This is a genomic window from Ruegeria sp. BG7 (assembly GCF_056535685.1).
On the sequence record NZ_JBQFIU010000003.1, the window covers coordinates 34,444 to 56,354 of the forward strand.

The window sequence follows — 21,911 nt, forward strand, 5'->3', positions numbered from 1 at the left end:
GAGCAAATGTCACACGTGACAGATCACGAAAAAGAACTCTTTCTGGGCGCACGCCGCGATGCCTTCAAATGGCAGGTATTCGGCATGGTCGGCATGGCAATGGGCGTGGCCTCTATGATTGGCTGGGCGATGCTCCTTCCCCTGAAGGAAATCCGCGCGGTGCCATTCTCCATTGATCCGGACACGAAACTGCCGGTCCTGCTGACTGAAAAAGTCGAAGAACTGGAACCTTCTGAGGCGATGGCCTTCCGTGAAGTCGCAAATTATGTGCGCGACCGGGAAACCTATGATGTCCAGGACAACAACGAGCGCCTGAAATCGGTGCTGCGTCGTTCTGATGAGCTGGCCGAAACGTCCTACCGCGAACTGTGGGACGGTTCGAACGACAACCATCCTGACGAAATCTATACGCCCAAGACAAAGGTGCAGACCGAAATTCTGGGCGTCTCGCCGGTCAACGATGAGACGGTGCAGGTCGAGATCCGCAAGTCCCTGATCGTGCCAAACCAAGCAACGGCCTCAGCCCGCTACGTGGTCACTGTGACCTACGGGTTTGAGGAAAAAATCGTGACGTCGATGGATGAGCTTCTGGAAAATCCGTTCGGCTTCGTCGTCACCAACTACCGCGTAGACGCCATAGGGAAGGTCTGATGCAGCGTTCTTTCAAAACACTCACCGCCACCGCCGCAGCAGTTTTGGCATTCTCTACGCCTCTGCTCGCTGAAATCACACCGACGCCAGACGGAAAGAATGCGGATCATCGCATCACGCATTTCCATTACGTCGAGAACCAGGTGTACCGCATCACTGTAGGTGAACGCCTGATTACCTATGTTCACTTTCCGCAGGGCGAGACCGTCCGCAGCATTGGCGCGGGCGACACTGAGAGTTTTCAGATCACCCGCCTGCAGGAAGGTCGCGTTATTGCGTTCAAGCCAGAAATCCTGAACTCGGATTCAAACCTGACCGTCCTGACCAATCGCGGGACATACAACTTCTATCTGGTTCCGGCCGAGAGCGCCGCCGAACGCAAACGTGTTCCATTTCGGGTCACGTTCTACAACAAAAACAACAGCGGCGGGACCACAACGCGTCGCGGCACAGTCGCTCGGAGCGAGCCGAAGCCAACTGGCCGGTTTGTGAACCAGAACTATTCGCGCTCGGGCAAAGCGGACTTTGCGCCCACCGCCGTGTGGGATGATGGCGTTCACACCTATATGCAAATCCCGCAGGATGCGGAGTTGCCGGGGATTTTCCGTGTCCTGCCTGATGGCCGCGAGCTGATGGTGAACACCACAGTCAAAGAGCGCGGCATTATCCAGGTGCAGGGCCTTTCCGACCTTTGGACACTGCGCATCGAAGACACTTCGATCTGTGTACGAAACGATGGCGACGCGTTTCAGCAGGCGAGTGCAACGGGCAGGCCCGTTACTTCACAGACAGTTAAACCGGGGGGCAGCAAGTAATGGATCGCAATCAGACAATTGCGGCACGGGCGGCGGCTGAACAGCCGTCGCAACGTGTCCGGAAGAAGTTCGACCCAAAGAAGCTGATAACCGTTGCGATCGCAGGAGCGGTGTTCCTGGGCTTTGTATGGTTTGTCATGGGCCATGAAAACAAAAGCACGAACACGGGTGTCCGCGTTGACGCTTTGCAACAAGGTGGTGGCGAGCGATACGGGCTTTTGACCGCACGGGGACCAGAGGCCGATGAGCCGGAACCAGAGGCTTTGCCCGAGGAAATTGAGGTGGCAACACCGGCAACAGTGCCGCAGGTCGATTCCGAAGGGCTGAAACAAGCCTTGAAAACTATCGAGCAACAGAACGGTCGGATTTCCGATCTGCAAGACGAGCTGACGGACGCCAAAGTTTCGCTGTCCGAAAAAGACGGTGAAATCGCAACGCTGAACCTGACCAATGAACGCCTTCAGGTCAGATATGATGAGCGAGAGAAGAAGTTCCAGACGGAACTTGCCCAGGCCATCGCAGATGCGGAGGCCCGGGCACTTGCCAGCGTAAGCCACCTTCAGGCGCAAGGTCTGACCGATGACGAGCGGCGCAGACTCGAAGAACTGAAGAAGATGCGCCAGCGGCAGAACCAGTCGGACGGCATTGTGTTCGATGAAAACCCATACGGCAGAAACTGATGGAGCTGACGATGAACAGAACAGCACTCACCCTCGCCCTGGTCACGTTGGCCTCAAGCGCGATGGCACAGGACGCACCCGGTCAAAACTACCAGCCGATCAATGGTGGATCGCAGCCGGTCATTTTCCAACCCTTCCCTGCAGCGCCGCAGCCGGTTCAAGTCCAGCCAGACGACACCCGCCTGCCTGAAGATCAACGCGGCTATCAGGAAAACCAAAACACGACATGGCAAAACAATCTGGTCGAAGAATATCCCCCCATCGTCGGGGCCTCGATCATTGACGATCCGTCGCGCACCCTGACGCAAGGCACGGTTTTGTCGGCTGTGTTCGGTGGCGCGGTCAGCTCGGAGTTGCCCGGCAGTGTCGTGGCGACGATTACACGTGGCGTCTACTCGATGGACGGCACGCGTTTGCTTCTGCCGCGCGGATCGAAGCTCTTTGGCGAGTATCGAGCGGACACGACATTGGCGCAAACGCGCATCATGATCGTTTGGAGCCGTGTCATCACGCCTGACGGCCTGTCAACTCAGGTCGGATCGGCTGGTACGGACGGTCAAGGCCGGACTGGTGCGACCGGCAGGGTGAACACACACTTTGGGAAACGGTTCGGAACTGCAGCGCTGTTGTCCATCATCGGCATTGCGCCGGTGGCACTGGTCTCTGACAACGATAGCAACAACTCGGTTCGCACTGATCTGGCAACGCAAGTGGGGTCTAACCTGCAGAACGCTACGGCAGCGGCGCTTGATGAATACCTGCGCATTACTCCGACAGTCTTTGTCGATCAGGGCAGTCGCATCAACGCCATCCTGCAGCGCGACGTTGTGTTCGATAGCTTCTGAGCGCGAGCCAATGAGCCGACCGCCTCAGCAGTCTTTCCGGCCGCTGCCAGCATGATCGAGTGCGGTAGCGGCCTTTTTTGAAGCAAATTCAGCACTTTTTGGAAGCAATGAATCTTATGTGGATGCCTTCGTGTTCGAGGCAAAGCCGAGATGCAGCGAAGGCAACCTCCAGTGTTCAAAAAAGTGCTCTACCAAGGACAAGAACATGAGCGGGCGGAACGGCAATAGCCTTCTGGAATACTATACAGGCAAGATCGAGCATCTGTTGCACGATGAAAGCCTGAGCGAAATTTCTGTGAATCCTGACGGATCGGTCTGGGTCGAAGAAATGGGCACAACACACATGACCAGGACAGACATTACTCTGAACAGAGATGATGTGGAAAACATCGGGCGCTGCGTGGCCGGATTCAGCGATGTGACATTCGGAGAAAAGAAGCCGATTGCGACGGCCAACGTGCCGACACAGCAGGGTAAAGCGCGGGTGCAGGTTGTGATTCCGCCAGCAACAACCGGCGTGGGGTCCGTGGCGATCCGCCTGCTCCGCGTGAAAACCGTCGATCTGGGCGCGTTCAGCTTCGCCAGCAAAGAGGCGGCGTTGGCAGAAAACAATGATCACAGCGCGCTTGAAAAGGCTCGGGCTGCTCTCGCTGCCGGAACAATGAACTTTGACGAGCTGGCCGACCTTGCGATGCTAAGCAAATGGAACGTGATCATTGCCGGGGGCACCTCGTCTGGCAAAACCACTGTTCTCAATGCAATGCTGAAGCGCGTCGATCCTGGCGAACGGATCGTGACGATTGAAGAAGTGGCCGAGCTGGACATCGAGCAACCCAATTCTGTCGATCTACTTGCTGACCGTTCCGAAGAAGATGGCCCTCGATCACCAACAAAGCTGCTGGAATCGGCGCTGAGGTTACGGCCTGACCGCCTCGTCTGCGGTGAAATTCGGGGCGACGACGCAAATATGTTCCTGGAACTGGTGAACACCGGCCACGATGGTTCTGTTTGTACCATGCACGCCAACTCACCAGTAGATGCCATTGGACGTATGAGCAAGATGGTGCGTCGCGGATCTCCGACCGTTCAAAAGTCAGAAGTGGTCGATGACATCCGGGCCACCATTCACATGATCGTTCACATGAAGAAAATCGGTGACGAACGGAAGGTCAACGGAGTGATCTTCCCACCCCTGATGACCGCTGATCAACTTATCTGAAGGAGAAATAGAATGAAAAAATTTGAGTATCGTAATGTATTGATGCGGGTAGAGGAAAATGCAGGCGAGAAGTTTGCGAAGCTCGGGCAAGACGGTTGGGAAATGGTCGGCGTCGTACCTGCCGAGTTTGGCATCGTGTGCTTCTTCAAACGCGAGCTGACCGATGGCTGAGTTTCAGGATCTACCCAAAGGCAAGAAGGTCGCGATAGCCGGTACTATGGGCTTTATCGCTACCTCGGCTTGCGCGGTGTTGGTGGTCGGGCTGGCTCTCGAATACATCAACACCAGAGGCTTTCGCGGGCTGGACATCTGGGCGATCCCAGAGAAGTTCATGGCACAGCCTGCAGAGACGCAGCAGATCATGGGTCTGGTGGCGGTGGTCGCAGTGGGTGTTTTGACCTTTGCATTTGTGGCGGCTGCGCTGCGTGGTCCCTCAACGAAATACGGTGATGCGACCTTTGCAAAGGCCCCTCAGCTCGTCCAGGAAGGCTATGCGTCGGTTCTGAAGCTCAAAGACAAATTGGATAGTGAAATCGTGTTTGCCAAATTTGGTGAGCCAAAGGACAAAAACGCGATCTACTATAAGCCCGGCCCCGGTGTCCAAAAGCCGCACGCGATGTTCATTGCCCCGTCTGGTTCGGGCAAAACCAGCGGCTTTGTGATCCCGAATGTCCTGCGTTTCAATGGGTCTTGCGTCGTCCTGGACATCAAGGGCGAGATTTTCCAGACAACCGGCGCGCGTCGGGCAGCAATGGGCGATGAGGTTTTTATGTTCGACCCCGAGAACCCCGACAAAAGCCACAGCTACAACCCTCTGCGCCGCGCAGCACGTGCCGACAATCTGGACCGGCGATGGGAAGAAGTGATTCAGGTTGCAACTCAGATGTTCGACACGCCCAGCTCGTCCGCGCAGGGCTTTATGGGTGGTGTTGAAGGCATGTTCTGCGCAATGGCGATGCTGGCGATCAAAAGAAAGCGGCCATACATTTCCGAAGTCCTGCGCCTGGTCAAAACGACCAAGCAAAAGGACTATGAGAAAATGGCTGAAGAAGTTGGATATGCGCGAGCTGCAGATGAGTTTCTGAATCTTGCAGCCGAAGAATCCAAAATCCTGCGGTCAACGATTTCGGTTATGTTGAACTCCGGCCTGCAGCTCTGGCGCAACCCGTCGGTAGCAAGAGCCACGCAGGGCAATGACATCAACTTTGAAGATCTGCGTCGGCGCCCCAGCTCGATCTACTTTTCCGTGCCAGGGAAAAAGGTCAAAGAGTTCCGGACGCTCATTCGCCTGTTCTTCCTCGATCTGGTGAACACCATCGAAACTGTTGAGCCGGGCGAAGATGAGCCGTTCAAGGTTTTGATGCTGCTCGATGAGTTCCAACGCCTCGGCCATCTTGAGCGCGTTGTTGAAGCCTATGACACCATGCGATCGTTCGGGGGCAGGCTCGTGGTGATTTCGCAAACACTGTCGCGCCTACAGGACATTTATGGGCACGAGGGTGTGCGGGCGATGCTGGCAAACGCTGGAACCCAGATGTTTGCCGCCTCAGAGGATTCCGAAGTACGCGAACATGTGTCCAGGTCCATCGGGGACAAAACGGTCATAAGCAAGTCGAAGTCTCGAGCACTCGGCAAGATGGAAATGGGCAGCATATCAGAGCGTGAAGAAGGCATTCGGCTGCTCCGGCCAGAGCACGTTGGTCGTCTGCCGGAAAACGAGGTTGTGCTGATCCGCGAAGGCAAGATGCCCGTGATTGCGAACAAGATTCGATATTTCGAAGATCCTTATTTCATGCAGTTCCTTGGTGGCGACACGCCAAAGATCAAAGGGACACACCTGGATCTTGCTGAAGAGCAGGCCAAGGATACGGCAAAGGCAGTGGCTGATGCGAAACCGGCCCCTGCCCCGGTGAAAGAGGTTTCTGAAAAAGACCAGGAACTTCAGGCGGCATTTGATGCGCAGCGCACGGTCGCAAAGCGGAAAAGTCGGTCAGCGAAAGATATGGCGATGGAGAAAATGAAAGCCAAACGGGCTGAAAGTAGCGCCTTCACTTGACGGGGGTAACAGGACGCGGCCGAACCGGACCTTACTTCAATATGCAGAGAACGGCAGGAGAGAGCCCCGAGCGGAAGTGTCAAAATCTCGCTGCGCGCGCTCGCAGCACGAAAATCGCCGCGACCGCATCATTTTCGGCGCGGCTGCGCGGCGTGAAATCCAGCCGTTCATGTATATCGCAGCGAGGAAGAGAACCTGGATCTACAAGTTGCGGACAGTTCTAACTTTTAGCGAATAGGGCCAAAGGTCCGACCTAAGGTCGTCAGCCGACCTACACCGAAGGCGAATTCCATGCTCGACTACCTTACCTGAAGTTGGTGCGTAAGAATCTCTACCATCTTTTGAGCCTCAGTTGCGTCGAGTCTGCCGTGATGCAACAGAAACTCTGCGACATTTCGATCCGTGTAACGACCTGTAAGTATGTCGTCGCGCAAAACTAACTTGAGACGCGCAAATTTGGCAGCATTGTCGTGGCAGATAATGCACTTCTCTTGGAACAGGCGTCCAGATTCGTGGATAAATTCGAACTGGTCAATCAGGTCGTCGATTTCCTTGTCGGATAGCCTGCCATGACCTGCCTCCAGAAAATCGAGGGCAAGGCGACCAGAGGCTTTTCCGACAAGGCCATTCTCAGTTGCAACCAAATTTTCGGAAACAAAATCTCCGGCATGCGGGGCGTGACAGGCTGCGCAGTTCTGTTCGTAAATCAGATGCGGATCAGACTGCTGGGCGTTCAGGGAAACTGCCCAGAATGCAACGCTGATTGCCAAGCCAATTTTCACAAGCTGTTTCATGTTCAAAGCTCCATGCCTAACGACGGAAGACCGGCGATCAGTATAGACGAATTCGAAGTAATCAACCTCTAAGCAGGCTTTCGCTAAACTCGATTTCAAGCTTTCCGCCATCTTCGTCGTTGATGACGCTGTTTGGATTATGCGTGTCAGTTCTGCGTTGCACGTAAATGCAGCGCAGAATTCTTCAGGGATTGGTGTCACTATCCGTGGTCTGAGCCGATGAAAACTCGGCGTGACTCGCTTTGATTTGGCTGCAAGATCGTCCTGAGCGGCGATCTCTTGCTCTAAGCACGCGCTTAATCGTAGATGCATAAGCCGACCACCAATGGCGCAACCGTTTCACAAAGCTCAAGTCAGAGTCCAGCGACAGCAATCGTTGCCGCCCTTGAGATATCTGAAAAGGAAAAGAAAATGCGCAAATTGGCTCTTATCACATTTATCGCGATGGCCACCCCTGCTCTGGCACAGGACCTCAGCACAGACACGGTACTCGGCACCACGATGGAACAAGTAACCTCCAACTTGACCGAAATGGGTTACGAGGTCCGCAAGGCCGAAATGGAAGAGGGCAAGATCGAGGTCTATTTCGTCAAGGATAAATCCATGGGCGAGGTTTATGTGAGCCCCGAAACAGGCAAGATCATCAAGCTCGAGACGAAGTGAGCTGACGATGTCGATTGTTACAGATCCTGCAAGCGGGCGCGACAGCGCCCGTGACATCGCGGTATGGGACCCACTGGTAAGGCTGATCCACTGGTCGCTTGCCCTGACTATCCTGCTGAACGGCGCAATAACCGAAGAAGAAAGCAAGCTGCACGAGTGGGTGGGTAATGCTGCTCTGGGGCTTGTCGCCCTTCGTCTGCTCTGGGCCGTCATCGGTCCACGGCACGCGCGCTTTTCCGCTTTCCCGCCAAACCCGGCAAGAGCGATCCGACATATGCGGGCGATTCTGCACGGCGACCGCACGGTTCATCTGTCGCACAACCCGCTGGGCGCCTTCATGGCCTACAACCTCTGGCTAACAGTGATAGCCCTCGGCGTAACCGGGTACATGATGACGACGATCCGGTTCTTTGGCATTGATTGGGTGGAAGAGGCACATGAGTTCGCCTTCAACTGGCTCATGCTGTCGGTTGCGCTTCATGTTGCCGGTGTGGCGTTCGATAGCTGGCGTTCCGGTGTAAATCTGGTGCGCGCTATGATAAATGGGCACAAACGCATTCCGGACGGAACAGAGGTGGAATGAAACGTCACACAATGACGCCGATTACAAAGGAACGACGCGCGACAGTGCTTGCGGGTATCATCATCCTGCAAGCGCTTTGCGCGCTGTTTTTCATCGGCGACGTGATTGCCGATCTGAGCGGCGGCGGGCACCTAGAAGACCTCCATCTCGGACTCGAAACGCTGGCAGCACTCGCACTTGTCGGTGGCGTCGTGTTCCTGATGGTGGAATTGCGACGGCTATTGGCGCGGGTGAACGACATGGACGCCGGTCTGAGGGTTGCGCGCGGGCAGATGGCCGAGGTGATGGAGGGATTCTTCGAGGACTGGAACCTGACGCAGGCGGAGCGCGACATCGCGACGATGATCCTCAAAGGGCTCGACAATGAGGCCATCGCAAAAGTTAGAAACACTGCGCCTGGCACCGTTCGTGCTCAGGCCACCAGTATCTATTCAAAATCCGACACGCATGGTCGGGCCCAATTCGTCAGTCTGTTCATGGAAGAATTGATGTCAGGCGACTTTTCCACGGGTGAGGTGGCGAAAGGCCATCAGCCGCTTGAAGCAAATGCGCCGGGGGACAAGCTCCACGCAAAATAGTGGATTGGTCTTGGATGCAAATACTGACATCGGTCTCAAAACCGTCCGCAGGTCAAATTGGGTTAAACCCAACTTTCCGGGCAGACGGGCATTTTGGACCTTCACGCAATGCCTGCTTGTCCTAAGCGGTGAATTCCCCAGTGGCATGTCGCAAGGAAGAGCTTCAGGCGGTTTTGGTGTTGCCTACGGGTGAATCGCTATTTCGCAGGCTGTGCTATCAGGATCGACGCGCCCGCAAGATATGCATCCAAGCCACAACAGAAATGGCTAACCAGACACCCGTGCGCAGGGTCATCCCACCAACAGTGCGCATCTCATAGGCGTTGCCTTGCAGCACGTGAGCGCCGAAGGCCAGGAAAACCAGAACGGTGGCACCCAGAATGCTTATCGAAATCCAGACCGCTGGCCGATGCCGCAGAAACAGCCCTATACCGGCGACGACATAGGCGAATCCCGCCAGAAAGTTGAACCACAGCACGAATGGTACCACATCGCCAACGGCGGCGCGCGCTACCTCGCTTCCGAACAAGGCCCTGCCGCCTGAGAAAACGGTCAACGCGCCGAACACTATTGCCACGCTTGCCGCTATGTTCAGGGCGCGGTTGCCAGAGTTTGCGTTTTTCATGTCACGTCCGCTCCCTCTCCATCAAGCTGGCCGTCGCGAAGGTGGAACAGCTTGTCAAACCGGTCATAAATCTTTTCGTCATGCGTCACCGCGATAATGCAGGTGTCTTGCTCGGCTGCCAGTTTGCGCATCAGGTCCATCACGATCCCGGCCCGCTTGCTGTCGAGCGCCGCAGTTGGCTCATCAGCAAGAATGATACGGGGGTTGTTGGCAAGGGCGCGTGCGATGGCCACACGTTGCGCCTCACCTCCAGACAGAAGCGCGGGCATCGCATCCTTGCGGTGACCGACCTCCAAATAGTCCAGCAGTTCGATGGCGCGCCTTTGCGCCTCAGCCGTCGATTTTCCAGCCAGTTTCAGCACCAGCGCAACGTTATCTTTGGCGTCGAGAAATGGCAGAAGATTATGGAACTGAAAGATAAACCCGATCTTGTCGAGCCGGAGCTTACGCAGATCGTCTCGCAGCCATTGGTTGTCGTAAACCACCTCATCGTCCAGCGTAACCTTGCCCGCACTCGGAGCAATGATGCAGCCAATGGCATTCAGAAGCGTCGTTTTGCCCGATCCGGACGGACCGAGTAGCGCCACCACTTCGCCCGCCCGGACTGACAGATCAACATCCTTCAGTGCGTCGACGCGAGCATCGCCCTCGCCAAAGTGTTTGGAGACATTAGCAACATCTACAATCACGCGGCGCGGATCATTGAGCATGACGTCACCCTCCGATTGCCGTGGCTGGATCGACCTTGAGTGCGGCACGCACGCCAAGGCCGCTGGCGACAATGCAGACAAAGAGGATGATCCCTGCTAGCGCGGCGGCGTTGATCGGCTCCAACACCACTCGACGGGGGAAGTAGTCCTTGACGAGCAGGATAAGGATCAGACCAAAACTCCAGCCAACCGCACCAAGTGCAATGGATTGCTGCACGATCAGCCCGACGATCGTGCGGTCGGGCGCGCCGATCAGTTTGAGTGTGGCGATCTGCTTCAGCTTTTCCATGGTCATTGTGTAGATAATCAGAGCGATCACAACGGCTGAAACAGACAATAGGATGCCCAGAAACAAACCTATCTGCCGCTTTGCCCGGTCCACCACAGACATCAGCAAGATTGACTCCTGATCGGCTTGTGTCAGGGCCCCAAGATGTTTCCATTGCCGCACCGACTGCGCCACTGCATCTGGGTCAGCGTTCGGCTCAAGCCGTGCGATCACAGCTGCTACACTGTCCTGACTTTCGAGCAACCCCGCGCCTCGCGCCTCCTGAACGCGTTGCGCCGGCGGGGCCAGTTGCGTCTGTAGCACCTGCGCATCGCGCAGGGTGATGAACGCTGCCGGATCACCGGCGGAATTCATCGTATCCTCGACCAACCCGACCACAGTGAAAGGATCGCGGCCCAGTCGGATCACATCGCCGACGGACAGTCCGGATTTGGCATCTGCCACGATCTCGAAATGGGACTGGCTGATCCCGCGTCCAGCCGAGATTGCTTCGGGTCCACCGGGATGACCTGACTCGTATCCGATCACGTAAAGGCGTAGCGTTTCGCCGCGAAAGGGCGCCTCGACGGTCTGGTAGCTGATGCTGCCCGCTTCGGCCACACCATGCAATCGGACCACGGCATCACGGGTACCGTCGGGAATTTTCGAGGCTTCTGCAAAGGGCCCCTGTGTACCTGATTCAACAATCCAAAGATCTGCCTGCGGTGCTTTGACGATGTTCAGCGCGTCCGCGACCAGCCCATTGTAAATACCAATCATAGCCAGCACGACCGCCATCAGAAGGCTGAGGCCGAGGCAAGTCAGTACGAAGCGGAATAGATTTTGACGCACATCGCGGTATGCGAGGTTCATGGCGCATCCCTCTCGGCAACCCGAACCATGCGTCCCTCCGACAACCCTTTAACGGGTGCCACAATGAGCTGCGCGCCGTCGGCAATACCACTGACCAGCTCGACCCGTGCATCCTCGGTCCGGTGACCGAAGACTGCGGACACCTGATGCGCACGTCCCTCCTGTGCGACCCAGATACGACCTTCATGCCCATCAAACCCGGTTACGGCGATCTCTGGAACCAACAACGCATCCTCCAACTCTGTCACCGTGATCCAAATTTCGGCCTGTTCGCCGAGAAAAACCTGTTCCGGGCACCGATTGCACGCAATCCAGACCCGGCGCTCTTCGTTCACCCGATCGCTTTCAATACCGATCCGCGCGATCTTACCCGTGAAGACCTGATGCGGCAGAGACCGCAATCGCACTTCGGCAACCTGTCCGAGTCGCAGCGGCCCGGCACGCTCCTCATCAATATAGGCCAATGCCCAGACAGTGTTCGGATCCATAAGAGTAAAGATAGGTTCACCAGCGATAACAACGGTACCTGCTTCGACATGGCGCTCAACGACGACCGCGTCAAATGGTGCCCGCAACACATGATGATCGAGCAGCACGCGTTCGTATTGTAGGGCTGCCTCAGCGTCCTTGTGCATGGACTTGGCTACTTCAACATCACTTTCTGCGACGGCCAGATCGGCCGCTGCAACATCGACATCACGCTGCGCCTCTTCTGCAGTCTGGGTCGAAACTGCATTGCGTCCGGCAAGTTCCTGCTGGCGCGCATTTGTCGATTGCCGCTGCGCCAGAATGGCGCGGGCGCGGATCACGTTTGCCTCGGCCTTGCCTAGGGTGGCCTCTGCGGCAGCAAACCCCGCTTCGGCGCGCGCAACTTTTGCTTGTTGTTCCGAAGGATGAAGCCGGGCAATGACCTGCCCCGCTTCGATCGCATCGCCACTGTCGACCGAAAGTTCGGTCAACGCGGCACCAACTTCAAATCCGACATCCGAGACGATCCGTGCTTCGACCGTACCCAGCCCATAAACGCGCACAGGGACATTATTTTCAATGGCGGCAGTGGAAACCCTGATCGGGCGCTCTGTTAAGACAAACCAGCCAAAGACGGCAAGGACGACAGCAAGGGTTACACCCAGAATGATACGGCGGTTCATAGCGAAACCTCCGTACTTGCTATTCGGAACAGCCGCATCTGAGCGTCGAGCAATCGGCGTCCTTCAGATTCCAATGCGAAACTGCGCTTCCCCAAAGTCCAGCGGATCGCCAGCCCCTGCACCAGCGAGACCAACAATAGCGCCCCGTCTTCTGGCAGTAGGTCTGTGTCGAACAGGCCTGCTTTCTGTCCCTTGGTCAATTCAATGGCCAACAAGGCGACCAATTCGGTCATCAGCGCAAGAACGGATTGGCGCAGATCGTCGTTTTCTACCTGTAACTCACGCGAGAATAGGATGGACGGGATGGCCGGCATTGTCTCGATCTGGTGCAATTGCGCCAAGATCAGCGCTTTGACCCGGGCTGTCGGATCGTCGGATGTCTTCAGCGCGTCAGCCCACGCAGTCTTGAGGCGGTCAGAAATCACCGCAGCCACCGCCAGCCATAAATCCTGCTTGGTCGCGAAGTGCCGGAAGATTGCGGGCTGCGTCAACCCTACTGCATCAGCAACCGACTGCGTGGTCAGGCGATCCGGGCCCAACTCGTCCGCGAGACGCAGCATTGCCTGTACGATCTCAGTCTTGCGTTCATCTGCAGGCTTACGAGTAGGCATTGCGCACCAAATTGTTAGCGATTAATCACTAACTAAATAGGGCGATGTTTGCATACCGTCAAGCGCATCTGCAGTTGATTGCGGCATAGGGGATCGAAAATGGTGCGCATGGCATCCTTTGGGAGCGAGAAGATCGACAGGGAACAGAAGAGAGAGCCTTATGACTGCGCAACACCCATAGTCGACCTTTATGAAAAATGCGGCATCAAGTAGTTTGGGCTCGCAACGGCCCAATGCACCTGCGGTGTTTCTCAAAGAACAGGCAATCGGACAACGGCCATTCAAACCGACAGTACAATTCAGGTGTCAGCGCGGTGCTGATGTCTGGGCCTGGCGGGAGGATTGGAGGGCCCAATATGCCAAGAGTCCAACTTCCCGCCGTCACCCCGAAACGAAGAGCCTGGAACAAGGGCCGGATCGTCGGCCAGAAAAGGCCGCTGTTGCCGAAACAAGTGTGGGCAATCCGCGCGCGGCTCGAATTGGCCCGGAATTTGCGTGATCTCACGCTGTTCAATGTGGCGATTGATAGCAAGCTTCGCGGATGCGACTTGGTGAAACTGTCCGTCAGCGATTTGGTCAGAGATGACCGCGTTCGCGAGAGGGTGTCTGTGATCCAGAGCAAAACCAAGCGACCCGTTCAGTTTGAACTCTCTGAAAACACTCGGGATACCATTGCCGCATGGATCAAGTCGCCGGAAATGATCGGCTGCCGTTTCATGTTTCCCAGCCGGTTTCATGACCGCCCACATATCTCAACCCGCCAATATGGCCGGCTCGTACGGGATTGGGTGGCTGCGATTGGGTTGGAACCCAGCGGTTACGGCACCCATTCGCTGCGCCAGACCAAGGCGGCGGAGATTTATCGCAAGACCGGAAATCTCAGGGCTGTTCAACTGCTGCTCGGACACACAAAGGTTGACAGCACTGTCAGATATCTTGGTGTAGAACTTGAAGATGCGTTGAGCATCGCCGAGCAAATCGACATTTGAACCATGTTGGCGGGCGGCACTTGCCGTTCGCCAATCCAGACCCGACCTACGGTCGCACCGCAGCAGTGGTTAGGTTCGAGCCCATCCTGTGATTTGGATATTCTCGCTGTGTGCGCTCGCAGCACCAAGTTTTCTGCGCAAGCGTAATTTTCCCCGATGCGGTGCAGCGTCGTTTCCGGCCATTCGTCCTCAGTCCGCCAATTTTAAAGCAGCAGGTTCACAGGTTGCGGGACGGAACCGACTTTGGCAAGTGCAAGAAAATCTACGCACCATCGTGCTCTTCGGCGCGACTGATAGATGCTTATGGACTACGAACACCGTCACGGCGAGGAGTGTTGCCGTCTATAACCGCTCGGTGTTTGACCTGTCCATCGTTTGACTGCGCGGGAAAGAGTTTCCTGATTTGCATAACCAAGCTCACGCGATAACTGCTTCAGCGATACGCTTGGTTCGTCAAGTAGGCGACCAATAGAAATCTCAGCGCGAACCTTATCTACAATCTGATCAAGATTGGTGTTTTCTTCAGAAAGTAGCCGCCTGAAGCTGCGTGTGCTGGTCCCTGCTGCAGCAGCCAAGCTGTCCAAGCTTGGTGGTGTCTTCCCAAGCATGCTTTCGACAAGCGCGCCAGCCTGATCGGCCAGCGTCTGGCTCTCGCGCAATACAGGCAAGTTTGTGTCGTCTTTTTTGACAGCGAGGCTGCGTACTTCCTCCGGGAACTCGATATTGGCCACGTCCTGGTCAATTATTACATTCAGCGTGCGATTTTTCGCGGGCACCACTCGATCCCCGAGCCAAGGTTTCAAATGGGACAAGCCTTCGTCTGGGTGGGGTACAAGTTCGACGCGAGAAACAGCGGGTTTATTTTTAGTCGCAACAGAGCAAATCATGTCAATCAGCGCCGCCACATATTGCTGGACGTAGTGCAGAACTTCCTGCTCGCCCACCTCCAAAATCCAGCCATCTGTGATTTGAATTGAATTCGGCCCGTCAACAACCATGAAAATTTCATGTGTGGAATGGATTTGCATCTTACGCGATACGCGGCGAAACCCATCCCGTACCGTCGGCCCGACAAAGGCCGCTGCGCCAATCAACCCGATCTCGAAACCGCCGCGCCCGTCGACGATCTGCCGCGGTGTGTCGGCACCTTGCTGCCTCGAAAGCTCCACCAACAACTGAACGACGCCGCGCAGCGGAATTGGCAGGTAAGGGTCATTATCTGGAACCCACTCCAGCCCCGCATTTGCCAGCAACCCGTCAACGTCAAGATGATTGCCATGCGCCCATCGCCGCATAGGGTGCATGGATGCGGCGCGAATGAGCGGAATGGATGATGGCATTATATGAAACTCCAGCTTGTCGTTGGGTTTTGGCCGCTGAAGTCAAATCTAGACCAGCACTTTGATCCAAATCAATAAAAGATCACTCAGCCTCCAGATGCTCGTTAACCACCCAAGATCGGCAAAATCCAATGGGGACGAGACCTGCTCCAAGGCTTTTCCCATACTCAGGGTGCAAAGCAACTTTTAGGGAAGAAACAGAGCTATGACACATCGAAATCTAGCACTTGCTGCAGCGATAGTTTCTATGTCTTGCGTGAGCCTGAGTGCCCATGCACAGACCGAAGCGCCGCCTGGGTCACCAGGTGCCACGACAACAATTGATGGCAGGCAATTGCCGCCGCCACCTGCGGATTTCGGTGGCAAGATCGAGCCACAGGCGCTCCAATCTACCGAATACTGGCCGCCCAAAGTGGTGCCGCCGGAGAACGCACCAAACGTCCTGTTGATCATTCTTGATGACGCAGGGTTTGGCATTCCGAGTACATTTGGCGGTGTCATCCCCACAGATACAATGGATGAACTAGCCGCCGAAGGTCTGAGTTTTACCAACATCCACTCTACTGCGCTTTGCTCGCCTACGCGCGCGGCTCTGATCACGGGCCGCAACCACCATTCGGTAGGTTTTGGCGTGATTTCGGAACAGTCTACTGGCTATCCGGGCTACAACAGCATCATCCCCGAAAACAAAGCGACGATCGGCAAAATTCTGTCGGAGAACGGATACGCAACATCGTGGTTCGGCAAGAACCATAACACACCCGCCTTTGCCGCCAGTCAGTCGGGCCCTTTCGATAAATGGCCGACGGGCCTGGGCTTTGAATACTTCTACGGGTTTGTCGGAGGCGACGCGAACCAATGGCAACCAAACCTGTTCCGCAACACGACCCAGATTTACCCCTATGACGGCAATCCGGAGTGGAACATGATCACGGGTATGGCCGAAGATGCGATCCAGCATATTACGCGGCTGCATCAGATCGACCCTGAGAAACCTTTCTTTGTAAAATACGCTCCTGGTGCGACCCACGCACCGCATCACCCAACAAAGGAGTGGGTCGAAAAGATCGAGGCGATGAACCTCTTTGACGACGGCTATGAGGCGCTGCGTCAGACGATCTTTGAGAACCAGAAGAAGCTGGGCCTTGTGCCACAGGACGCAACCCTCACGCCATGGCCTGCGGACAAAATCAAACCGTGGGATCAACTGACTGACGATGAAAAGAAGCTTTTTGTCAGACAGGTCGAGGTCTTTGCTGCTTATGCCGCCTATACCGACCACGAAATCGGCCGCGTTATTGACGCGATTGGTGATCTGGGGCGGTTGGACGATACGCTGGTAATGTACATCAACGGTGACAACGGAACATCCGCCGAAGGCGGTCCAATGGGCACGCCGAATGAGGTTGCCTGGTTCAACGGTATCTCCGCGATGCCTGCCAAAACCCAACTGCAATGGTATAATGAGTGGGGTACCGAAGAGACCTACAACCACATGTCTGCGGGGTGGTCATGGGCCTTTGACACGCCGTTTGATTACTTCAAGCAGAATGCCAACCGGCTTGGCGGGGTCCGCCAGAACATGGTCGTGACATGGCCCAACGGGATCACCGACAAGGGCGGCATGCGCGACCAGTTCATGCATGTGATCGACGTGGTGCCGACCATCCTTGAGGTTGCAGGTATTACCGAACCCGAAGAGGTGGATGGCATCGTTCAGTCCCCGATCGAAGGCACCAGCTTTGCCTATACCTTCGACAAGGCGAACGCAGATGCCCCCAGCCGTCACCGGACACAGTATTTCGAGATGATGGGCCAATGGGCAATTTATCACGAGGGCTGGTTCCTGAGCACCAAGGTCAACCGGATGCCATGGGAAACCCCCAAGACACCGAACCCCGACCCGCTGAACAATCAGGAGTTCGAGCTTTATGATCTCAGAACGGATACAAACCAGCAAAAGAACGTGGCCAAAGATCATCCTGAGAAGGTCACAGAACTGAAAGCGATCTTCATTGAAGAAGCCAGAAAGTATCAGGTCTTCCCGCTGGATGCATCCGTAACAACGCGTCTTGCCAAGCCACGTCCAAGCATCACGGCAGGCCGCAACGAGTTTGTCTATACGCAACCCATGATCGGTGTGCCTCAGGGCGACTCTCCCAGTATCTTGAATTCGTCCTATACGTTCACGGCCGAGATCGAGGTGCCTGAAGGCGGCGCGGAGGGTATGATCGTGACGTCTGGCGGCAGGTTCGCGGGCTACGGGTTCTACCTCAAAGACGGCAAGCCGACTTTCACTTGGAACATGCTCAATCTTGAGCGCATCCAGTGGCAGGGTGACGACGCTTTGACACCAGGAAAACATACCGTCGAGTTCGATTTCAAATATGACGGATTGGGTGACGGAACGCTGGCCTATGGCGACGCCAGTGGCATCGGACAGAGCGGCACAGGCACCCTGAGCGTGGATGGCAAGGTTGTTGCGACCAAGAAGATGAAGAACACGATCCCAGTCATTCTGCAATGGGATGAGTCGTTCGACATCGGGCAGGATACGCTAACAGGTGTCTACGACGACGACTACAAACCGCCCTTCAAGCTGACGGCCAAGCTGGACAAGCTGACGTTGAAAATCGACAGGCCGGAACTTTCGGACGCCGACAAGAAGCGGCTTGAAGATGCCATGCAGCGCGCAAGCGACTAATTCCTGATCAGGGCCCCGTTTCCGACGGGGCCCTGTCATTTTTGAATTCAGTGGAGGATGACATGCAGGATCACCCAACAGCACACAAAACCATCACAACCCGGCGTCAGCTTTGCACTGGAGGGGCAGCACTACTGGCCGCCACGGCTGCTCTGCCGGCAACAGCAGAAGAATCCTCTGACGGCGAGGCGGATTTTCTCTTTGTCCAGACAGCCAAGAGCATGGCCTATTCAGCCACCGAGAACCGCCTCACTTTAAGTGGGGTCAGCCCGGTGACTCTGTTCTTTTCGGATCGTCCAGACCGAATTGCGGGCAACATGAAAACCGAACGCTTTGTCCCTTTCTGGAGCGAAGGCGACGATAGCTTTCTCGCTGTGCCGCCAAACGCCGACCTGTCGATCCTCGAGGATGATGAACTCCTGCAAGTCGTGGTGGAATTGACGAACCCCGTTCTTGACGGGGATGATCTCCACTATACGGTTTCTCGCATTCTCACGGGCACGATGCCGGTGCTTGGGGAGAACACATCCCTTTTCATAGATGTTGTGGGCATGCCCAGAACGCCCGTCTCTGCGGCAGGAGTTCGGCGGCGCACCTACCGGCGTGCGGTTATGTACTAGCAACAGCACGCGTGGTGCGTTGTTAAGATAGGGGGATACTGAATTGGCAAAACCAAGCACCTTGTACTGGTGGCTGGTTGGGCTTGGCTCGATCATCCTCGTCGTGGCAGAGGTCGTGTTTGGCGGCATCCTGCTTCACAGCGAAACAAAGCAGATCACCTCGACAACCCGCGTTCTATTGTTCCTGCTGAGCGGCAGCTTGTTGTCGCTCGCCATGCTCGCTGCGCTGCGCCACTACCTGTTGTCCAGCAATGCCCGGCAGGAAACCACCGACCCTGAGCATGCGCCATCGTCGCGCGGTCTGAGTGTCATCCCCTTGGTGCGGGCAATCCTGATCACCTTTACCGTTATCATTGCGATCCTTGTCGCCCTTGCAGAGCTTGGGGTCAAAATTGCACCGATGTTGGCAGGGGCAGGCATCGTCGGGATCGTATTGGGTATGGGGGCGCAGAGCCTCCTGAAGGATATTCTAGCGGGCATTTTCTTTGTGATAGACGATGCCTTTCGGCTGGGAGAATATGTAGAGATCGGCGAGACACGCGGCACCGTCGAAAAGATTTCTCTGAGATCGATGCAGATCAGGCACCACCGGGGGGCGCTGCAAACGCTCCCCTACGGCACCATTCAATCGGTCAAGAACCTCAGCCGGGACTGGGTCATCTCAAAGCTTGAGTTTCAGGTCCCCCACGACACGGACATCCTCAAAGTCAAAAAAGTCATCAAGGCACTGTCTAGGCAAATCGAAGAGGACGAGTATTTTGGTCCGCAAATGCTCTCTCCTGTTAAGTTTCAAGGTATCTACGGCGTCGATCTCTACGGGCTGACCGTACGTGTCAAATTTACAACCCTGCCTGGCGAACAGTTTCTCATCCGCCGCGAAGTCTACAGGCTGGTGCAGCAAGGCTTTGCAAACAACGGTATCGAGTTTGCTGAACGTACTGTAAAAGTGGATCGTTCAGACGATGTTATTGCCACCGCGGACGACACCGAGGCACCGCGTGTATCGGCCTCTGGCTGACGGCTGACGTACTGGCGCGTCTAATCAATTGTTGTTAGCGCTTCAAAAAAGGACATGGCCATGCGCAGTTTGACTGTATTGGTTGTCGTTGCCGCCGCAATGATCAGCGGCTGCGGTGAACGCGGAACATTGGCTCTGTTGCCAAATGCTGCAACGCCGGCACGCGAAAGGACCATCCTGGTCGCGGCCTCCCGGGCGCCTGCACCCGCGCCAGATTTCTTTACTGAAACCCGTTCCGACCAGACCAATTATTCCAAACTTGTCATCTCGATACCGCCAGCGCGGGAAATCGGGGAAGTGAGGTACCCTAAAGGACAAGATGTTGATCCGAACACGCAGTTCCTGGTCTCTTCTGCCGTGCGGCTGAAAGGCAAACAGGCATTTGTGCGGGCCATAAATGAAGAGGCCGGCAAGCGCGCCGTAGATAACCGCCAAGGATTTGTTTTCGTCCATGGGTTCAATACCAATTCAGCCGAAGCTGTCATACGCGCAACCGCCCTCGCAGAAGATAGCGGACGCGAAGGGGTCGAAATCGTGTATTCATGGCCTTCTGCCGGCCGCGTGTTGAAATACCTTGATGACCGTGAAAGCGCATTGTTTGCCCGTGGATCATTCAAAGAGACCCTCGCCGCCATGTCAGAGTCGCGTCTGACGAACTATCTGGTGGTTGCCCACTCCATGGGAAATTTCGTGGCCATGGACTCCATGCGTGAATTGGCTCAGCAAAATCAAATATCGGTTTTGCGGAAAATCCGGGCTCTTATCCTGATATCTGCGGACCTCGACATAGATGTTTTTCGCACGCAGGCACAACCTGTCCTGGCGCAAGGTATACCCATCATCTTGCTGACAACAAATGATGATCTGGCGCTTAGCCTCTCAGCAAAACTTCGGCGTCAGGGAGATAGGGTCGGTGATATCAAATCCGTGTCTGAGCTTGGTGGTCTGAAGGTTGCCGTATTTGACTTGACCAACATTAAGTCCGGTGACCCGCTGAAGCATTTCAAGATCGGTTCATCTCCGGAAATATTGAAATTCCTCAAGTCACTGCATCAGTCTGGAGGCGGCGTCATCAGCAACGACGCAACGGGACGCATAATTACCGTCGACGCAGAAAAACTTGAAGCTGAGACGGGCATCGTTTTAACGCAGTAACCAATATGCCGGTGCGCGTTCATCGCGTTGTTTCTGCACGTGCTTGATTTCTTCGCTGCAAGCGCGAAACCCAACTCTTGAAAGTGACCACTTTGGGGCTCGGTGCTGCCCAATGCGTCTGCGGCGTTTCTCAAAGAAACAGCAAGCTGACAACGGCCATTCAGACCAACAGTAAACTGAGGCGTCAGCGCTGTGCTGATGTTTGGGTTTGGAGGGAGGTTTGGAGGACGCACTATGCCAAGATTCCAACTTCCCGCTGTCACCCCGAAACAAAGAGCCTGGAACAAGGGCCGGATCATCGGTCAGAAACGGCCGCTTTTCCCGAAACAGGTCTGGGCGATCCGCGCGCGGCTCGAACTGGCCGGCAACCTGCGCGATCTTGCGCTGTTCAACGTGGCAATTGATAGCAAGCTTCGCGGAAGCGATTTGGTGAAACTGTCCGTCAGCGATTTGGTCAGAGATGACCGCGTTCGCGAGAGGGTGTCTGTGATCCAGAGCAAAACCCGGCGACCCGTTCAGTTCGAACTCTCTGAAAACACGCGGGATACCATTGCCGCATGGATCAAGTCGCCGGAAATGATCGGCTGCTGTTTCATGTTTCCCAGCCGGTTTCATGACCGCCCACATATCTCAACCCGCCAATATGGCCGACTTGTGCGGGATTGGGTTTCTGCGATTGGGTTGGAACCCAGCGGCTACGGCACCCATTCGCTGCGCCGGACCAAAGCAGCGGAAATCTACCGCAAAACCGGGAATCTCCGGGCAGTTCAACTCCTGCTCGGACACACAAAGGTAGACAGCACTGTCAGATACCTTGGCGTCGAACTTGAAGATGCGCTGAGCATTGCCGAGCAAATCGACATTTGAACCACGTTGGCGGACGGCTCGCGCCGTTCGCCAATCCTGAGCGGACCTGCGTGCGAGTCGCAGCGGTGGGTCGGGCCGAGCCCAAAGCGCCGAATT

The 21,911-nt window shown here is 55.7% G+C and carries 23 protein-coding genes; 16 read left to right on the forward strand and 7 right to left on the reverse strand.

Going from position 1 to position 21,911, the window contains the following annotated elements; all coding sequences use genetic code 11:
• Nucleotides 1-6: 6 nt before the first annotated feature.
• From ACR3EH_RS21230 to ACR3EH_RS21260, 7 genes are all read left to right on the forward strand, one after another.
• Nucleotides 7-651: a VirB8 family type IV secretion system protein gene (locus tag ACR3EH_RS21230; RefSeq protein ID WP_152460679.1), complete on the forward strand. Its 645-nt coding sequence runs from the start codon at nucleotides 7-9 to the stop codon at nucleotides 649-651.
• Complete coding sequence (locus ACR3EH_RS21235; protein ID WP_152460678.1) at nucleotides 651-1,466, forward strand: TrbG/VirB9 family P-type conjugative transfer protein; 816 nt, start codon at nucleotides 651-653, stop codon at nucleotides 1,464-1,466. The genes ACR3EH_RS21230 and ACR3EH_RS21235 overlap by 1 nt, the downstream gene beginning before the upstream one ends.
• Nucleotides 1,466-2,146: a hypothetical protein gene (locus ACR3EH_RS21240; protein WP_152460677.1), complete on the forward strand. Its 681-nt coding sequence runs from the start codon at nucleotides 1,466-1,468 to the stop codon at nucleotides 2,144-2,146. The genes ACR3EH_RS21235 and ACR3EH_RS21240 overlap by 1 nt, the downstream gene beginning before the upstream one ends.
• An 11-nt stretch (nucleotides 2,147-2,157) precedes the next feature.
• Nucleotides 2,158-2,991, forward strand: a complete 834-nt coding sequence (locus ACR3EH_RS21245; protein ID WP_170575215.1) for a TraB/TrbI/VirB10 family type IV secretion system protein — start codon at nucleotides 2,158-2,160, stop codon at nucleotides 2,989-2,991.
• Nucleotides 2,992-3,196: 205 nt separating this feature from the next.
• Nucleotides 3,197-4,210, forward strand: a complete 1,014-nt coding sequence (locus tag ACR3EH_RS21250; RefSeq protein ID WP_152460675.1) for an ATPase, T2SS/T4P/T4SS family — start codon at nucleotides 3,197-3,199, stop codon at nucleotides 4,208-4,210.
• A gap of 12 nt (nucleotides 4,211-4,222) precedes the next feature.
• Nucleotides 4,223-4,381, forward strand: coding sequence for a DUF4177 domain-containing protein (locus ACR3EH_RS21255; protein ID WP_152460674.1), 159 nt, complete (start codon nucleotides 4,223-4,225; stop codon nucleotides 4,379-4,381).
• Entirely contained in the window at nucleotides 4,374-6,266 is a 1,893-nt protein-coding gene (locus tag ACR3EH_RS21260; protein ID WP_152460673.1) for a type IV secretory system conjugative DNA transfer family protein, read from the forward strand. Before ACR3EH_RS21255 ends, ACR3EH_RS21260 begins: the two co-directional genes overlap by 8 nt.
• Before the next feature lie 299 nt (nucleotides 6,267-6,565).
• On the opposite strand, the gene ACR3EH_RS21265 is transcribed toward ACR3EH_RS21260, so the two are convergent.
• Nucleotides 6,566-7,060: a c-type cytochrome gene (locus ACR3EH_RS21265; RefSeq protein WP_171676714.1), complete on the reverse strand. Its 495-nt coding sequence runs from the start codon at nucleotides 7,058-7,060 to the stop codon at nucleotides 6,566-6,568.
• A 411-nt stretch (nucleotides 7,061-7,471) separates the two neighbouring features.
• On the opposite strand from ACR3EH_RS21265, the gene ACR3EH_RS21270 reads away from it, so the two are divergent.
• Genes ACR3EH_RS21270 through ACR3EH_RS21280 form a run of 3 tightly spaced genes read left to right on the forward strand, consistent with a single transcriptional unit; the run spans nucleotide 7,472 to nucleotide 8,884 of the window.
• Entirely contained in the window at nucleotides 7,472-7,723 is a 252-nt protein-coding gene (locus tag ACR3EH_RS21270) for a PepSY domain-containing protein (RefSeq protein WP_171676716.1), read from the forward strand.
• A 7-nt stretch (nucleotides 7,724-7,730) separates the two neighbouring features.
• Entirely contained in the window at nucleotides 7,731-8,306 is a 576-nt protein-coding gene (locus ACR3EH_RS21275) for a cytochrome b/b6 domain-containing protein (RefSeq protein WP_171676718.1), read from the forward strand.
• Nucleotides 8,303-8,884 carry a helix-turn-helix transcriptional regulator gene (locus ACR3EH_RS21280; protein ID WP_171676720.1) on the forward strand — a complete coding sequence of 194 codons (582 nt, stop codon included), beginning with the start codon at nucleotides 8,303-8,305 and terminating at the stop codon, nucleotides 8,882-8,884. Before ACR3EH_RS21275 ends, ACR3EH_RS21280 begins: the two co-directional genes overlap by 4 nt.
• Nucleotides 8,885-9,101: 217 nt before the next feature.
• On the opposite strand, the gene ACR3EH_RS21285 is transcribed toward ACR3EH_RS21280, so the two are convergent.
• The 5 genes from ACR3EH_RS21285 to ACR3EH_RS21305 are packed head-to-tail and all read right to left on the reverse strand — an operon-like array spanning nucleotide 9,102 to nucleotide 13,122.
• Nucleotides 9,102-9,509 carry a hypothetical protein gene (locus ACR3EH_RS21285; protein ID WP_171676722.1) on the reverse strand — a complete coding sequence of 136 codons (408 nt, stop codon included), beginning with the start codon at nucleotides 9,507-9,509 and terminating at the stop codon, nucleotides 9,102-9,104.
• On the reverse strand, nucleotides 9,506-10,219 hold the full coding sequence (locus ACR3EH_RS21290) for an ABC transporter ATP-binding protein (RefSeq protein WP_171676724.1): 714 nt from the start codon (nucleotides 10,217-10,219) through the stop codon (nucleotides 9,506-9,508). Before ACR3EH_RS21290 ends, ACR3EH_RS21285 begins: the two co-directional genes overlap by 4 nt.
• Nucleotides 10,220-10,223: 4 nt before the next feature.
• Entirely contained in the window at nucleotides 10,224-11,360 is a 1,137-nt protein-coding gene (locus ACR3EH_RS21295; protein WP_171676726.1) for an ABC transporter permease, read from the reverse strand.
• Nucleotides 11,357-12,511: an efflux RND transporter periplasmic adaptor subunit gene (locus ACR3EH_RS21300; protein ID WP_171676728.1), complete on the reverse strand. Its 1,155-nt coding sequence runs from the start codon at nucleotides 12,509-12,511 to the stop codon at nucleotides 11,357-11,359. Before ACR3EH_RS21300 ends, ACR3EH_RS21295 begins: the two co-directional genes overlap by 4 nt.
• Complete coding sequence (locus tag ACR3EH_RS21305) at nucleotides 12,508-13,122, reverse strand: TetR/AcrR family transcriptional regulator (RefSeq protein WP_171676730.1); 615 nt, start codon at nucleotides 13,120-13,122, stop codon at nucleotides 12,508-12,510. Before ACR3EH_RS21305 ends, ACR3EH_RS21300 begins: the two co-directional genes overlap by 4 nt.
• A gap of 356 nt (nucleotides 13,123-13,478) precedes the next feature.
• Here ACR3EH_RS21305 and ACR3EH_RS21310 point away from each other — a divergent pair, with 356 nt between their 5' ends.
• On the forward strand, nucleotides 13,479-14,111 hold the full coding sequence (locus ACR3EH_RS21310) for a tyrosine-type recombinase/integrase (protein ID WP_171676732.1): 633 nt from the start codon (nucleotides 13,479-13,481) through the stop codon (nucleotides 14,109-14,111).
• Nucleotides 14,112-14,431: 320 nt separating this feature from the next.
• On the opposite strand, the gene ACR3EH_RS21315 is transcribed toward ACR3EH_RS21310, so the two are convergent.
• Nucleotides 14,432-15,451, reverse strand: coding sequence for an AraC family transcriptional regulator (locus ACR3EH_RS21315; protein ID WP_171676734.1), 1,020 nt, complete (start codon nucleotides 15,449-15,451; stop codon nucleotides 14,432-14,434).
• A gap of 247 nt (nucleotides 15,452-15,698) precedes the next feature.
• On the opposite strand from ACR3EH_RS21315, the gene ACR3EH_RS21320 reads away from it, so the two are divergent.
• From ACR3EH_RS21320 to ACR3EH_RS21340, 5 genes are all read left to right on the forward strand, one after another.
• Nucleotides 15,699-18,155: an arylsulfatase gene (locus ACR3EH_RS21320; RefSeq protein WP_480634874.1), complete on the forward strand. Its 2,457-nt coding sequence runs from the start codon at nucleotides 15,699-15,701 to the stop codon at nucleotides 18,153-18,155.
• A gap of 62 nt (nucleotides 18,156-18,217) precedes the next feature.
• On the forward strand, nucleotides 18,218-18,775 hold the full coding sequence (locus ACR3EH_RS21325) for a hypothetical protein (protein ID WP_216601677.1): 558 nt from the start codon (nucleotides 18,218-18,220) through the stop codon (nucleotides 18,773-18,775).
• Nucleotides 18,776-18,818: 43 nt separating this feature from the next.
• The gene (locus tag ACR3EH_RS21330; protein WP_171676738.1) at nucleotides 18,819-19,793 is read left to right on the forward strand and encodes a mechanosensitive ion channel family protein; all 975 of its coding nucleotides are present in this window, start codon (nucleotides 18,819-18,821) and stop codon (nucleotides 19,791-19,793) included.
• A gap of 60 nt (nucleotides 19,794-19,853) precedes the next feature.
• On the forward strand, nucleotides 19,854-20,948 hold the full coding sequence (locus ACR3EH_RS21335; RefSeq protein ID WP_171676740.1) for an alpha/beta hydrolase: 1,095 nt from the start codon (nucleotides 19,854-19,856) through the stop codon (nucleotides 20,946-20,948).
• 234 nt (nucleotides 20,949-21,182) lie between these two features.
• Entirely contained in the window at nucleotides 21,183-21,815 is a 633-nt protein-coding gene (locus ACR3EH_RS21340; RefSeq protein WP_480634875.1) for a tyrosine-type recombinase/integrase, read from the forward strand.
• Nucleotides 21,816-21,911: the final 96 nt, after the last annotated feature.